We start from the raw sequence: 15662 nt of genomic DNA, 5'->3' as shown, positions 1-15662 counted from the left end.
TTGCCGGGATTTTTTTGTGATGTTGCAATGTTTCCTCGTTTCCTCGTATCGCCATCGTCTGTTCCGGATTCAAAGATGACAGGGTCTACGGCCAGTTCGGCCATATCATCTGTATATATGTTTACTGTAAGTACAAACTGGTTGCAATAAAAATAAGCTACGGGGAATTTATGATAAGAATGTGTAAAAAAGTCTGTTTCCATTCCTGCTCAAAGGCATCTGATGGAAATATTTGATTCCAAAACATCTGGCAGTTTTATTGACTTTGAATTAACGAAAGGGTATAATTTTACTTTATGGAGGTGATAGAAATGGAAGACAGTAGTGGCCATAGTATGCATACCGCAAAAATCAAAAAACATTCAAGGCATCAATTTTCCCTTTTCTATCATCAGGAGAGGATTATTTTGCCCTGAAAAGAAAAGGGGGAAAATATGCTCAAAATTTATAAAACTATACAAAACAGCATTTTGGAGATGACCTCATTGGAAGGCCAGAATCTTTGGGTTGATTTGGTGAATCCAACAGAGGAAGAATTGGGAAGAATCTGTGAACGCTTTCATACGGACATTGATTTGCTCAAGGCTCCTTTGGATTATGAAGAAAGACCCAGAATTGAAGCATATGACGGACAGGTGCTAATATTGATCAGCATGCCGAATTTTTTAACTGAGGAATCTCAAATATTATATAACACAATACCACTGGGGATTATTGTGACGGAAGAAGTGATTATTACAGTCGCTCTGACGAGCAGCATGCTCATAGACCAGTTCCTGAAATCAAAGATATTTCCGGTAACGCAAAAGAGGACGAGATTTGTCCTGCAAATGCTTTATAATAATGCAAGGTTATTTTTGAGCTGTCTGAAACAAATTGATAAAAAGTCCACAGAAATTGAAAAGTACCTGCATAAATCCTCAAAAAACAAGGAACTGATCAATCTTCTGAATCTGGAAAAAAGCCTGGTATACTTTACCACGTCCCTGCGCTCGAATGAAAGTGTATTAGAGAAGCTGCTGCGAACATATTTAAGAAAAGTGCATGATGAGGAAAGTGAAATTACAGTCCGAGTGCTGAAAAAATATGAAGAAGACGAAGATCTTCTGGAGGATGTAATTACCGAAAACAAGCAGGCGATTGACATAGCAGATATCTACAGCAACATTCTGAATGGAACTATGGATGCATTTGCCTCAATAATATCAAATAACCTGAACATCGTGATGAAATTTCTTGCCAGCATAACGATCGTAATGGCAATACCGACGATAATCACCAGCTTTTTCGGTATGAATGTTCTTCTGCCCTATCAGGACAGGCCCTTTGCATACGTTGGGATAATTATTCTGACCTTGGTATTGATGATTATCGGAGCCTTATTTATTACAAAAAAGAAAATGTACTAAACAATTATAGAGCAAGCCATCTTCCTGCGGAAGATGGCTTTTATTGTTTCAGGGAAATCTGTTATAATATGTACAGAAACTGTCAAGTTCGGTTGTTATCCGATTTCTTTTACCCTGCCAACGATGCCGTTTTCCAGCATTACTTTTATGCCGTGGGGATGGGTTTTGGAATTTGTAAGGATTTTGACCACCACCCCTTCGGTCAGCTTCCCGGTAGGCTGATCCTGTTTTTGTACGACCCTTACTTTTGCTCCTATAAAAACATTAGTACGTTTAGTGCCTGGCATATGATCCTCTTTCTTTCTTTTTTTTCTGCTTTTCAGTGTACTTTAAGAATACTCCGATTACAAGGGAATTCTGATTTAGAATATATTGCTTACTTATGCGCCAAATGATACACTTTCAATATAAGGATTCTGCAATAAAATCAGTGATATTTTGCAATGAAGGGACAGGGGGTATTGATTTTGAAAGTTCAAAAAAGGAGTCGGAACGGACAGCCGGGAGCAATCGTGGATTTTAACGGGCAATCCATCGTCACTGCCATAGAATCTGCAATGCGGGAGACAAAGGGAGGAATTGACCATGACCTTTCAAGTGAAATAGCCGAAAAAATCGAGAAGGATTTCGAGGATAAAAAAGTTGTATCTGTAGAAGAAATTCAGGATCAGGTGGAAAGCTTTCTTATGAAAAGTGCAAGACAGGATGTTGCCAAGAAATACATCATTTACAGGGAAAACAAGCTGAAGGCAAGAGAGGCGGAACCTAAGGGAGATACGCTTCTTACGGAGGAATTTGTCAGTGGATACAAGCACCTGGCCAATCCCATGGGACAGCTGGGTCAATTTGTTTATTACAGAACCTATTCAAGATATCTGGAGTCTGAGCAGAGAAGGGAATACTGGTGGGAAACGGTCAGGAGGGCCGTTGAATACAACTGCAGTCTGGTCAGGACTTCCAGAAAAGAAGCGGAAGAGTTATATGATAATATTTATCATATGAGGCAATTCCTTTCGGGAAGAACCTTGTGGGCAGGAAACACGCCGGCTGCAAAGGAATACCCCATGTCAAACTATAATTGCGCCTTTGAGATTATAGACGATTTCTCTGCGTTTGAAGATTTGTTTTACCTCCTGATGCTGGGGTCTGGCGTCGGGCTTAGGATACTGAAGGAAGATGTCGCCAGAATGCCTAAAATCCGTACAGACTTGGAAATTATTCATAAAAGCTATTTTCCACGGGCAAAATCAGAAAGGGAAGACAATACCAGCCTGCATTTCACATTTAACAATAGAGCTAAAATCACCGTAGGAGACAGTAAGGAAGGATGGATGCAAGCCTTAAGGTACTACGTTGACATAGCATACCGACGGGAATATCAGTATATCCGAAGCATCATAATCGACTATGATAACGTGCGTCCAAAGGGAGAAAAACTGAAAAAATTCGGTGGGACTGCCAGCGGCTATGAGTCCCTCCAGATTATGTTTGAAAAAATGGATGGCGTACTCAAAAGGGCGGGTGCAAGGAATGTTTCATCAAAAGTAAAGCTGCAGCCTATAGACTGTCTGGATATTGCCAATATTATCGGGGAAAATGTTGTATCGGGAGGCGTAAGACGCTCTTCGGAAATCATGCTGATTGATGAGGATGATAAGGACTGTATAGATGCAAAAAATAATCTGTACCAGGAAATCAACGGCAAGTGGTTTATAGATATCTCCATTGCTCACCGGCAAATGAGCAACAATTCCATATATTACAGCCATAAGCCGACAAGAGAAAAAATCCACTGGCAGATAGAAAAAATGAGATATTCAGGAGAACCGGCATGGATAAACGGAGAGGCCATGAACAGACGGAGCAGCGTGACCAGAAAGGGAGTCAATCCATGCGGGGAAGTATTGCTGGATGATAAGGGGATGTGCAATCTCACAACCATAAACGTACTTGGATTTGTCCGGGATGGAGTTCTGGATATACCTTCTCTGCTGAAGGCCCAGAGGCTGTCCGTCCGGGCGGGATACAGGATGACATGTGTGGAAATGGAGCTTCATAAATGGAATGAGGTGCTTCAGAGGGACAAGCTGTTGGGCTGTAGCCTGACAGGATGGCAGGATATGGTAAATGCGACCGGGATGACAAAAGCGGAACAGGTCCAGGTTCTCGAGCAGTTACGAAAAACTGCCCATGAGGAAGGGAAAGAATATGCCCATGAAATCGGACAGAATGAACCAATCCTGTACACAACCGTTAAACCGGAGGGAACCCTTTCCCAGCTGCCGACCGTGTCGAGCGGAGTGCACTTCTCGCATGCGCCTTTTTATGTAAGAAGGGTCAGAATCAGTGCTATGGATCCCTTGGTGAAGGTATGCGAGGAACTGGAATATCCCGTTTTCCCAGAAGTTGGACAGGAATGGGAAACCTGTAAAACAAAAGTGGTGGAATTTCCGGTGAAAGCGCCGTCCGGCCGCACGAAGAGCGATGTGTCCGCTATCGAACAGCTGGAAATATACAGGATGTTCATGAACCATTATGTCGACCACAACTGCTCCATTACGGTACATGTACGGGACAATGAGTGGGATGATGTCGAACAGTGGGTATGGGATAATTGGGATAATCAGGTCGGACTAACCTTCCTTTCATTTGAAGATGCATTCTATCAGCTGATGCCTTATGAGGCGGTCAGCGAAGAAGAATTTAATGAACGGGCAGCAAAAATGAGACCGTTCATACCGTCCCTGATATCACAATATGAATTGGACGAAGAGCCGGACATCGGTTCTGCCGATTGCCATACAGGGGTCTGCCCGGTCCGGTAAGAAAAGACAATAGAAAAGGAAACTAAATGTAGATGAAAATGACTACCTTATGTTATATTGAAGACAGTGAATGCTATCTTATGCTGCACCGAATTAAAAAAGAAAATGATTTTAACCGTGACAAGTGGATAGGCGTCGGCGGAAAATTTGAAAAGGATGAAAGCCCAGAGGAGTGCCTGCTGCGGGAGGTAAGGGAGGAAACAGGGCTCGTGCTCACCTCCTACAGGTTCAGAGGTATAATTACTTTCATTTCAGCTAAATGGGAAACGGAATACATGTTTCTTTATACGGCTGATTCATATGAAGGTCAGCTTGTACAAGACTGTAAGGAGGGGGTCCTTGAATGGATTCCTGTCAGGGATATCGAAAAGCTGAGTCTATGGGAAGGCGACCGTATATTCCTGAAACTCCTGGCTGAAGATGCACCATTCTTTTCCCTTAAACTCAGATATGACATGGAGGACAAACTGATTGAAACCGCACATTTTGATGGAAAGTATAATTAATTCACAGGAATTTATTATAACTATAAAACTTATGCTGGCGCTGGTCTGCGGAGGGATATTGGGACTGGAACGCGAGCAGAAAAAAAGACCGGCCGGATTCAGGACCTACATGCTTGTGTGTATGGGTGCCACCTTGGTTATGATTACAAATCAGTTTATGGTCACGGTCTATCCCAATATAGATCCATCCCGGATGGGAGCCCAGGTTATCAGCGGAATAGGCTTTCTCGGAGTTGGAACGATTATCGTCACGGGGATAAACGGCGTGAAAGGGCTGACGACGGCAGCCGGACTCTGGGCGACTGCCTGTGTGGGGCTTGCCATTGGAGCTGAAAACTATTATGCTGCAATTTTAGTGACAATTCTTGTCTATATTGTAATGGAATTTCTTCAGTCGTTCGATGAAAGGGTCAGTAAAAAGGCTAAAACGCTGAATCTTTATGTAGAATTCGAAGATGTTACAGATGTGGGGAAATTCATTAAGGAAGTCCGCAAGGACCAGGCGAGGATTTATGATCTGGAAATGAAGTCGTCCACAAGGATGTCAGGTATTTCCACAGCCGGGCTTATCACTCTTGCCTATCCCAAAAAAGTAAATCACTCGGAAATCATGGAAAGGTTTAATTCCATGGAAGGAGTGATTTACGCGGAAGAAATATAATAATGGACTTATTCTTCGATTTCTGAAGGGTCATACTCCATGATGACAGGCTCATCTGAATAGTCGTAGGCCATCACGATGGTTCTGTCGGGATCAGCTGTTTCAGCACGCAGATATGCCCCGAGAATGGTCACTATTAAATTATTGAGGGATCGGTTCTGATTCTTTGCCATCTCCTCTAATTTGCTTTTTAATTCTTTTGGGATCGTGATAGTTGTCCGGGTATTCGAATCTGAAATAGACATTGAATGCACCACCTTTCTGTCACTATGATTATACCATGCGGCAGTTATACGGACAATCCATTTAGAATCATATGAAATATGGGCCGAACATATGCGGAGAAAGAGGGAGAGAATGAAAAAGAAAATATTTATTAAGGAAGTAATAGGCAGGGAAATACTTGATTCGAGAGGAAACCCGACCGTTGAGGCGGAAGTTATTTTGGAGGATGGCAGCACGGGAAGGGCATCTGTGCCATCCGGGGCATCCACAGGAGCGTTTGAAGCCATGGAACTAAGGGATTGCGACGCAGACAGATGCCATGGAACAGGGGTCCTGAAGGCTGTTGAAAACGTAAATGGCCCTATAGCAAAGCTGGTGGTGGGCATGAACGCGCTGGATCAGGTAAGCCTGGATAGGGCGATGGTGGAAGAGGATGGTACACCCAATAAAAGCAGGCTTGGCGCAAATGCCATCCTTGCGGTATCCCTGGCCGTCGCAAGAGCAGCATCTGAATCCTTCGGCATTCCTCTGTTTCGCTATCTGGGAGGCGTGAATGCAAAAGTGCTTCCGGTTCCCATGATGAATGTGCTCAATGGAGGAAAACATGCGGATTCAAGCCTTAATATACAGGAATTCATGATAATGCCTGTTGGCGCAAAGTCGTTTACCCAGGCATTGGAGTGGTGCACGGATGTATTCCATACTTTGAAATTCCTGCTGAATGCAGACGGGTATGGTACGTCGGTCGGAGATGAGGGCGGTTTTGCTCCGAATTTTCCCTCGGATGAAGATGCCCTCCGGTATATCCTGAAAGCAATAGAGACAGATGGGTTTAAGCCGGGAGAAGATTTCTACATAGCCATCGATGCGGCCGCTACGGAGATGTACGATGAAGCTGTAAAAGCAGGACGTCCGGGGGAGTACTTTTTCTGGAAATCAGGTGAATATAAAACGACGGATCAGATGATTTCTTACTGGGAAGAGCTTTGCGGCAAATATCCGATAGTTTCTTTGGAGGATGGATTGGCAGAAGAGGACTGGGACGGATGGAAAAAGCTGGCAGTCAGGCTTGGAGACCGCATTCAGCTGGTAGGAGACGATCTTTTTGTCACCAACACGGAAAGAATTCAAAAAGGTATCGACCTGGATGTGGCAAATTCTGTTCTTATTAAGCTTAACCAGATCGGGACGCTGACAGAAACACTTGATGCCATAGAAATGGCCAAAAACAACAATTGGACTGCGATCATTTCCCATAGGTCCGGGGAGACTGAGGATGTCACGATTGCCGATATTGCTGTGGCAATGAATGCCGGACAGATTAAGACGGGGGCACCTTCAAGAAGTGACCGTGTGGCAAAATATAACCAGCTTCTCCGAAGTGAGCATGAGCTGGGGGAGGACGCCGTATATATGGGCAAAAGGGCTTTTGGGAAGGTCCTGAAAAGAAATGACTGAGTGATTGCACAGAAAGAACGTACAAAAGGACGGAGACGAATATGCAGATTGACGATGAACCAGGAATGAATACGGATGGAGACAGCAGCAGACTGAACAGACAGAAAGAACTGATCGGCCTTATAAAACTGATTGCAGCAGCATTCATAGTGGCCCTTCTGATAAAAAATCTGGTTATTATCAATGCCCTGGTGACTTCAGGCTCCATGGAGAACACCATTATGACAGATACAAGGATGCTGGGATTTCGTCTGGCGTATGTTCTGGACAAACCGGAACGGGGAGATATCATTTTATTCCGATATCCAGATGATGAAAGTCAGACCTTCGTGAAGAGAGTGATTGGTCTGCCCGGAGAAACCCTGGAAATAGTCGACGGCCTTGTGTACATCGATGGCAGTGAGGTGCCCCTGGAAGAACCCTACCTGAAAGAGGCAGCGGAAGGAAGCTTTGGGCCCTTTGTGGTACCCGCCGGGTGCTATTTCGTTATGGGCGACAACAGGAACGATTCGCTGGATTCCAGATTTTGGCGAAACAAATACGTGGAAGAAGATAACATCCTTGGTCAGGCTTTTTGGAAATACTGGCCGAAGCCGGCAATCCTTGAATAAACAATTTGTATTGAATTGTATGCACAGGAGGACTATAATGAAGGTGTAGCTAATGAACTGAATGCAGTGAAATGTAAAGAATCAAAGCATGAAGGAGGAATAGTTATGCTGGTACCAAGTATTTTCGACAAAGACTTCGTAGACGACCTTTTTGATAACGCCTTTTCTTTCCCAACCCGATTCAAGAAAAGCAGGCTGGTGACCATGAACACGGACGTCAGGGAAGCGGATGGAAAATATCTGATCGACATTGAAATCCCAGGATATGCAAAAGATGAGATCAAGGCAGAAGTAAAAAATGGTTACCTGATTGTAAAGGCCGACCATAAAGAAGAAAAGGAAGAAAAGGACGAAGCAAAGAATTATTTGCGTAGAGAACGCTACAGCGGACACAGTGAGAGAAGCTTTTATGTGGGACACGAACTGAAACAGGAAGACATCAAAGCTACATTTAAGGACGGAATCCTCAAATTAGAGGTGCCTAAAACAGAGAAGAAGGCGGAAGTAGAGGAGAAGAAGTTTATTCCAATCGAATAGCCTCGAAAATAAAATAAATAGAATGCCATGTCAGTGCCTGCTGCATGGCATTCTGTTTTTCAGGAGAAAAACCCGAGCTGGAGGAAATTTAATGAACACAGTGATTGAGACTCATAAGCTTACGAAATTTTATGGAAAGTCCAGGGGGATTTTGGACGTGGACCTTTCAGTATATGAGGGAGAGATATTCGGACTGATCGGGCCCAATGGCGCAGGCAAATCCACCCTCATCCGAACCCTGCTTTCCCTGATTTATAAAACAGAAGGGGAGGCCACGGTGTTTGGTCTGGACTGTCACAGGGATAAGACGAAAATACTTGAACAGGTAGGCTATCTGCCGGGAGAGGTTTTTTATTATGAAAACATGAAAGCAATCGACCTTCTCCGGTATTCTGCAAGCTTCTATAAAAGGGACTGCACGGACAAAATACAAGAGCTGGCTGGCCTTCTGGAGCTGGATCTCAGCAGAAAAATAGAGGATATGAGCCTGGGAAACAAAAAAAAGGTGGGGATTGTCCAAGGGCTGCTTCATTCTCCAAAACTGATAATCATGGATGAACCGACCAGCGGACTGGATCCACTTATGCAAAAGACATTTTTTGAACTGATCCGGAAGGAAAACCGCAATGGAGCAACAGTTCTTTTTTCCTCCCATATACTGAGCGAGGTGCAGCGGATTTGCAGTCGGGTGGGGATTATCCGGGAAGGAAAAATGATCGATATCCAGAAAATAAGCGATCTTCAGAAGAATACATATAAGAAAGTAGTATTTTCGGTAAAAGAGAACATAAATGATTTTGTAGTGGAGGGGGCGCGGGATATTGCAATCCGTGATAATATCGTCAGTTTCATTTTCAAAGGGGACTGCAATACGCTGCTCCGTACCATATCAGGATATCCTGTATTGGATGTGGAAATTTCCGAACCGACACTTGATGAGGTATTCCTGCATTACTATGAATAGGGGGACAGGATTGAACGTATATTTATTTGAATTGAGACAGCAATGGAAAACAGCCCTTATATGGACGGCAGCCACCATCCTCCTGTTTGCTTTTCTGCAATCAGGTGTCTATCCTATATTCTCCGACAGCATGATTGATGTAGAGGAAATATTCCGGTCCATGCCGGATGTTTTTTTAAATGCATTTGGATTTGATATATCATCCATGTCCGGTTTTGGTGAATTCTTCAAACTGACTTATCTGTACCTGGTACTTATGGGAGCAATAATGGCCATGGTTTTATCTGTTTCCGCTTTTTCCAGGGAAAAGAGGGGGAAATGCACAGATTTTCTGCTGACAAAACCTTACAGCCGCCGAAAGCTGTTTTTAATGAAATTATTGGAAGTGGCCACCCAGGTTACAGCCTCGTGGATTTTGATTTTCATATCCTCTGTCCCTCTGTACTTGCAATCCGGGGAACCGACAGAAGGGATGCACCGCTTTCTACTTTCTGTTTCCGGTATATATTTTACACAGCTGATGTTCATCGGGGTGGGGTCATTGTGCGGCATCTATGTGAAAAAGGTGCGCAGTGTTTCAGGAATTGCAATCGCAGCAGGATTTGCATCATTTATCCTGACATCCATGCATGGGATTACGGGGGAGGAGAAAATGAGGTATATTGCACCTTTGAAGTATTTTAATCCAGAGTCGGTGTATGGAAGCGGAGGATTTGAAATTAGATATGCAGCAGTCGCAGGTGTCATAACCGTCGCCTGTATTTTGGCAGCATGCCATGGTTATTGCAAAAGGGATGCACAGGCTGTCTGAAAGGAGAGCAGGGGATGAATATACTGAAAAAAGAGCTTCGAAGTGGAATTAAGGTGTTCACTTTCTGGATACTAGGACTGATTTTTATAGACTTCGCCGGATTGACTAAGTTTACGGGAATTGCGGGCAGTTCCGCCAGTGTGGATGTTGTGGAATTAATGGGTCGTTTTCCCAGGATAATTCTGGCCGTTTTTGGAGTTGTAAATCTGGACGTGAGCTCCCTGGGAGGATACTATTCCGTTTTACACTTTTACGTGCTGGTTTGTGTATCAATATATGCCATCCATATGGGCGGTGCTGCTATCAGCCGTGAAACATCCGACAGGACATATGAATTTATCTTTACAAAGCCCCGCAGCCGGAGTCATGTAGTTGGATATAAATTGCTTTCCGGCGCAATCTTTCTGGCTGTATTCTGCATCATACACGCGGTACTTTCCATGTTTGCCATTGCAAGTCTGAATCTGGACGGAGATATAGGGGGTCCGATTATTCTTTTTGGAACAACAGCTTTTCTGACAGGTATTTTGTATCTCACGGCTGGTGCTTTTCTGGCAGCCTTTAGTAAGAGAAACGGAATCGGAATGCTGGCAGGGAATATAATGTTTCTTGCAACATTTATAATTGGGGTTGTGTCTGATATGTTTGAAAAGGGAAGCGCAGTCAGATATCTGACTCCGTTGAAATATTTTTTGCCAAACGAAATATTGCAAAAAAATATGAGCATTCTGTTTTTTGTGATTAATATAGCAGCGGTGGGACTGCTGTTGTATGGGACGATGTTTTTATTTGACCAGAAGGATCTAATAGAAGGATAAAGATATGCGACCAGCCTTTAGAGACCGGTTTCTAAATGGCACAACAGCTTGACATTCATGATATCCGATGGTAATATATTTAACACTGCAATTAAATAACGTTGTTAAATAAAAATTAGGAGGCATATTAGTTGAATGAAATGCGAAACACTCACTTTGAAATTCTGCATTCGTTTCGAAAACTGAATATCTCATCACTTATGCCCAATATCACCCACTGCGAATTTGGAACGCTTAAGACAATCAAGCAATGCAGTTGGGAGAATATGGATAAGGGCGTAAGAATATGCATGCTTGCGGAACGTCTTGATGTGGCGGCACCCGCAGTGTCCAGGACCATACGGTCACTGGAGCAAAAGGAATTCGTCATAAGGGCGATTGATGAGAATGATCGCAGAAATGTCTTTGTGGAGCTCACCGCTGAGGGAGAAGAGATGCTTATGCAGATGGAAAACATCATGGAAGATTTTTCTAGTGCTGTCATGGACAAAGTCGGTTCTGAAAACATGGAGAAGCTGAATTACCATCTGAAACAATTATACGAAGTGTCAAAGGAAGAACTTGAACTTCGGAAAAACAATGACAGGAAGGAAAACACAGATAATGGGCAAAATATTTAAAAACCTAATTCCCTATTGGAAAATGCTGATTATTATACTGGTGCTGCTTGTTGTCCAGGCATGGTGCGACCTGTCGCTGCCTGGATATACATCCAAAATAATAGACGTGGGAATTCAAGACAGCGGGGTCGAGCACGTGGTGCCGGAAGCGATAACAAGCGAGTCGTATGAAATGGCCGAATTGTTCATGTCAGATAAGGAAACAGCCATCTGGCGGGAAAGCTATGATAAAGACGGAGATATATACCGGCTGAACGTTACCGATAAAGCAGCTCTCGACAAACTGGATACCGAGCTGTCCACTGCCCTGATTATGGACTATCAGATGTCTGCGGTGAATGAAACATCCTTCAAGAGAATGATGGCAGCCCAGATGGGTAAGGAAAAAAATGCATTCGATGATATGACAGTTCAGCAAATCGGCCAGATGATCGGGATGGACCTTAAGACTTTTACACGGATCGAGGATGATGCGAATGGAAATCCTGTCGAAGTACTCTGTGTGGATGTAAGGGAAATCTTTAAACATATGCTGGATACGGGCATCATGTCTAAGGACAATGTGCTCGCCATGCGTGGCACACTGGAAAAAACAATAGATGCCATGGGAAGTTCTCTGGCATCCTCGATGGGAGTTGCGTTTGCTGTACAGGCTTCCAGTGAGGCAGGAATTGACGTGGATGCGATTCAGATAGCCTATCTGTGGAAGGCCGGATTGAAAATGATTGGTCTTGCGCTGATAATGGGGCTGACGACGGTTGTGGTCGGTTTTTTTGCAGCAAAGGTAGGTGCCGGAGTCGGCATGAATCTGAGGAAGAATATATTCACCAAGGTTATAGGCTTTTCCAATGCAGAGATGGATAACTTTTCTACAGCATCCCTCATCACGAGAAGCACCAATGATATTCAGCAGATCCAGCTGGTATCCACAATGATGCTGAGAATGATTGCATATGCCCCCATACTGGGTATCGGTGGAATCATAAAGGTTACCCAGACTGGTGCGGGAATGGGTTGGGTCATCGGGCTTGCTGTGCTTGTAATGCTCGGCTTCGTAGGCGTGTTGGTTTCCGTGGCCATGCCGAAGTTCAAAATGATGCAGAAAATGGTAGATGGAGTCAATCTTGTTGCCAGGGAGATTCTTACCGGGCTTTCAGTAATCCGGGCATTTGGCAGGGAAAAAACGGAAGAGGAACGTTTTGACGTGGCAAACAGAGCCCTGACAAAAACTATGCTTTTTACAAACAGGGTGATGACATTCATGATGCCGGGCATGATGCTGATTATGTACGGCCTGACGATATTGATCGTCTGGGTAGGAGCACACCGTATAGATGCGGGAGTGATGCAGGTCGGTACCATGACGGCATTTATTACCTATGCAATGATGATAATCATGTCGTTTTTAATGCTGACATTTATGTCAATCATGCTTCCACGTGCGGCAGTATCCGCGGAACGTATCGATGAAGTGGTGCGCACGGAGAATACCATTGTGGAAATTAAGAACCCTTTGAAAATAAATGAACCAAAGGGTGTGATAACTTTTGAACATGTTGACTTCTGCTATCCAAAAGCGGAGGAAAATGCTCTGGATGATATTGACTTTACAGCAGAACCCGGTAAGACAACCGCAATTATCGGCAGCACGGGAAGCGGAAAAACAACCCTGATAAGCCTGATACCGAGATTGTATGATGTAACTGCAGGATCGATCAAGATGGATGGTGTTGACATAAGAGATCTTTCTTTGAAAGATCTAAGGGACGAGATCGGATATGTCCCCCAAAAGGGAATTCTCTTTTATGGGACAATCGCTTCCAACTTAAGGTTTGGAAACAGAAATGCGACGGATGAAGAAATCAGGGAGGCTGCCCAGATAGCCCAGGCTGTGGACTTCATCGAGGAAAAAAATGATAAGTACGAAAGCAGCATTGCCCAGGGAGGCTCAAATGTTTCAGGAGGCCAGAAGCAGCGTCTTTCCATCGCCCGTGCGATAGCCAAAAAGCCGCGGATTTTCATATTTGATGACAGCTTTTCTGCCCTGGATTTGAAAACGGATTCGGCCCTGAGGAAGGCATTGAAGGAGCAGCTGCAGGGAAGTACGGTGATCATTGTAGCGCAGCGCATCAGTACGATTTTACATGCCGACCAGATTCTGGTGCTGGATGACGGCCGGATTGTGGATAAAGGCACTCATGGCGAGCTTCTGCTCAGATGTGAAGTTTATCAGGAAATCGCGACATCCCAGCTGTCTGAAAAGGAATTGGACATGATGGAAGAAAGAAAGGAGGAAGCTATCCATGAGTAATGAATCCCAGCCAAAACGCCAGGGCCCCATGGGCTTCGGTCCAGGAATGATGGGGAGCGTAGAGAAAGCCAAAGACTTCAAAGGCTCCTTGAAAAAACTCTTTGCATATATGGGAAGATATAAGATCGCTATTTTCATCGTATTCGTATTTGCCATATGTTCCACCGTATTCAGTGTAGTCGGACCTAAAATATTAGGTAAGGCGACGACAGCCCTTGCGACCGGCCTTGGCAATAAAATTGCGGGAACCGGCGGAATAGACTTTACATATATAGGAAAGATCCTTTTTACTGTCCTTATATTATATATATTAAGCTCCGGATTCGGCTTTGTACAGGGCTGGATAATGACGGGTATCACCCAGCGGATATGCTACCGTCTCCGCAGGGAAATCACGGAAAAAATTAACCGTATGCCGATGAAATATTTTGAAAGCAGAACATACGGAGAAGTTTTATCCAGAATTACCAATGATGTGGATTCACTGGGTCAGGGACTGAATCAGAGTATTACACAGATTATTACATCTACTGCCACGATTATAGGTGTTCTGATTATGATGCTCAGTATTTCTCCACTGATGACACTGATTGCCATCATTATCCTGCCTGTTTCAGCCGGACTTCTGGCATTTGTCATGAAAAAATCGCAGAAATTTTTCAAGACCCAGCAGGAATACCTGGGGCATATCAATGGCCAGGTGGAAGAAACATATGCGGGTCACATGGTTATCCAGGTATTCAATAAAGAAAAAGAATCCATTGAAAAGTTTAATGAAACCAATGACGTACTATATGATTCAGCATGGAAATCCCAGTTTTTCTCAGGACTTATGCATCCGGTCATGATGTTTGTCGGGAACTTGGGATATGCGGCTGTAGCCCTTTCAGGCGGACTTCTGGCTATAAGAGGTGCAATTACTATAGGAGATATCCAGGCCTTTATCCTATATGTAAGAAATTTCACACAGCCGATTCAGCAGATTGCACAGGTGCTGACACAGGTTCAGTCCATGGCGGCGTCTTCAGAGCGTGTGTTTGAATTTTTGAGTGAGGAAGAAGAGGATCAGTTTGTAGAAAATGCGGTCAGCATGGACGATATACAAGGTGCCGTTGAATTCAAAAATGTTCGTTTTGGATATAAGGAAGACCAGACCATCATTCGTGATTTCAGTGTTTCTGTTAAACCTGGAAACAAAATTGCAATTGTTGGGCCGACAGGTGCTGGAAAAACGACTATTGTAAAATTGCTGATGAGGTTCTATGATGTTACCCAGGGCGAAGTGCTTGTGGACGGACATAATATAAAAGAATTTAACCGCAGGGAACTTCGTGAGGTCTTCGGAATGGTGCTTCAGGATACATGGCTCTTCAAGGGCACAATCATGGAGAACATCCGGTACGGACGAATGGATGCGACTGACGCGGAAGTGATTGAGGCGGCCAAGGCAGCCCATGCGCACCATTTCATAAAGACCCTGCCAGGCGGCTACTGTATGGAACTGAACGAGGATGCAAGCAATGTTTCCCAGGGACAAAAACAGCTCCTGACCATTGCCAGGGCTATTCTTGCCGACAACAGGATTCTTATTCTGGACGAGGCGACATCTTCCGTGGATACAAGGACGGAAATACTGATACAGAAGGCTATGGACAATCTGATGATGGGAAGGACCAGCTTTGTTATAGCGCACAGACTTTCCACCATCCGAAATGCAGATATGATTCTCGTCATGAGAGACGGGGATATTGTGGAACAGGGCAATCATGAAGAGCTCCTTGCAAAGAATGGCTTCTATGCAGACCTGTATAATTCGCAGTTCGAGCAGGCCTCCTAGCAGTTTAGGGACAGAGATCAGAAGAAACCATAATGGGGGAGGAATTCTTATTAAGGATCACAGAACAAA

Annotated in this window: 15 protein-coding genes; 13 read left to right on the top strand and 2 right to left on the bottom strand. The window is 44.2% G+C overall.

The genetic code is table 11. The features are described 5' to 3' along the window. The first annotated feature begins 434 nt into the window (after positions 1-434). Complete coding sequence (locus tag BUA79_RS07775; protein ID WP_073993843.1) at positions 435-1409, top strand: magnesium transporter CorA family protein; 975 nt, start codon at positions 435-437, stop codon at positions 1407-1409. Between the two features lie 95 nt (positions 1410-1504). Here the strand turns inward: BUA79_RS07775 and BUA79_RS07770 are convergent, their stop codons facing one another. Beyond that, positions 1505-1696: a YwbE family protein gene (locus BUA79_RS07770; protein ID WP_073993842.1), complete on the bottom strand. Its 192-nt coding sequence runs from the start codon at positions 1694-1696 to the stop codon at positions 1505-1507. A 180-nt stretch (positions 1697-1876) separates the two neighbouring features. On the opposite strand from BUA79_RS07770, the gene nrdJ reads away from it, so the two are divergent. Genes nrdJ through BUA79_RS07755 form a run of 3 tightly spaced genes read left to right on the top strand, consistent with a single transcriptional unit; the run spans position 1877 to position 5401 of the window. Next, positions 1877-4234, top strand: a complete 2358-nt coding sequence (gene nrdJ / locus BUA79_RS07765; protein WP_330389225.1) for a ribonucleoside-triphosphate reductase, adenosylcobalamin-dependent — start codon at positions 1877-1879, stop codon at positions 4232-4234. A gap of 32 nt (positions 4235-4266) precedes the next feature. Further along, a complete protein-coding gene (locus BUA79_RS07760; protein WP_073993837.1) occupies positions 4267-4740 on the top strand; it encodes an NUDIX hydrolase in 474 nt (157 codons plus the stop codon). Continuing rightward, positions 4724-5401 (top strand): MgtC/SapB family protein, encoded by a 678-nt coding sequence (locus BUA79_RS07755; RefSeq protein ID WP_073993834.1) that lies wholly within the window; start codon positions 4724-4726, stop codon positions 5399-5401. The genes BUA79_RS07760 and BUA79_RS07755 overlap by 17 nt, the downstream gene beginning before the upstream one ends. An 8-nt stretch (positions 5402-5409) precedes the next feature. On the opposite strand, the gene BUA79_RS12745 is transcribed toward BUA79_RS07755, so the two are convergent. Then, a complete protein-coding gene (locus tag BUA79_RS12745; RefSeq protein WP_094757368.1) occupies positions 5410-5646 on the bottom strand; it encodes a hypothetical protein in 237 nt (78 codons plus the stop codon). A 112-nt stretch (positions 5647-5758) separates the two neighbouring features. On the opposite strand from BUA79_RS12745, the gene eno reads away from it, so the two are divergent. The 9 genes from eno (at position 5759) to BUA79_RS07705 (ending at position 15593) form a co-directional block, all read left to right on the top strand. After that, entirely contained in the window at positions 5759-7084 is a 1326-nt protein-coding gene (eno, locus tag BUA79_RS07745; RefSeq protein ID WP_073993832.1) for a phosphopyruvate hydratase, read from the top strand. A gap of 41 nt (positions 7085-7125) precedes the next feature. Beyond that, positions 7126-7695, top strand: coding sequence for a signal peptidase I (lepB, locus tag BUA79_RS07740; RefSeq protein WP_073993829.1), 570 nt, complete (start codon positions 7126-7128; stop codon positions 7693-7695). A 105-nt stretch (positions 7696-7800) separates the two neighbouring features. Beyond that, positions 7801-8232, top strand: a complete 432-nt coding sequence (locus BUA79_RS07735) for an Hsp20/alpha crystallin family protein (RefSeq protein WP_073993827.1) — start codon at positions 7801-7803, stop codon at positions 8230-8232. Positions 8233-8323: 91 nt separating this feature from the next. Continuing rightward, positions 8324-9196 (top strand): ABC transporter ATP-binding protein, encoded by an 873-nt coding sequence (locus BUA79_RS07730; protein WP_073993825.1) that lies wholly within the window; start codon positions 8324-8326, stop codon positions 9194-9196. A 10-nt stretch (positions 9197-9206) separates the two neighbouring features. After that, a complete protein-coding gene (locus BUA79_RS07725) occupies positions 9207-10007 on the top strand; it encodes an ABC transporter permease (RefSeq protein WP_073993823.1) in 801 nt (266 codons plus the stop codon). 14 nt (positions 10008-10021) lie between these two features. Next, the gene (locus BUA79_RS07720; RefSeq protein ID WP_073993820.1) at positions 10022-10825 is read left to right on the top strand and encodes an ABC transporter permease; all 804 of its coding nucleotides are present in this window, start codon (positions 10022-10024) and stop codon (positions 10823-10825) included. Positions 10826-10965: 140 nt separating this feature from the next. Further along, the gene (locus BUA79_RS07715) at positions 10966-11445 is read left to right on the top strand and encodes a MarR family winged helix-turn-helix transcriptional regulator (RefSeq protein ID WP_242941667.1); all 480 of its coding nucleotides are present in this window, start codon (positions 10966-10968) and stop codon (positions 11443-11445) included. Then, positions 11429-13756 (top strand): ABC transporter ATP-binding protein, encoded by a 2328-nt coding sequence (locus BUA79_RS07710; RefSeq protein WP_073993818.1) that lies wholly within the window; start codon positions 11429-11431, stop codon positions 13754-13756. The genes BUA79_RS07715 and BUA79_RS07710 overlap by 17 nt, the downstream gene beginning before the upstream one ends. Beyond that, positions 13749-15593 (top strand): ABC transporter ATP-binding protein, encoded by a 1845-nt coding sequence (locus BUA79_RS07705; RefSeq protein WP_073993815.1) that lies wholly within the window; start codon positions 13749-13751, stop codon positions 15591-15593. Before BUA79_RS07710 ends, BUA79_RS07705 begins: the two co-directional genes overlap by 8 nt. Positions 15594-15662 lie beyond the last annotated feature (69 nt).

The organism is Parasporobacterium paucivorans DSM 15970, from assembly GCF_900141895.1.
GTDB lineage: Bacteria > Bacillota > Clostridia > Lachnospirales > Lachnospiraceae > Parasporobacterium > Parasporobacterium paucivorans.
Note: the sequence above shows the minus strand (reverse complement) of the source record. Positions and strands in the feature narration are given on the sequence as shown.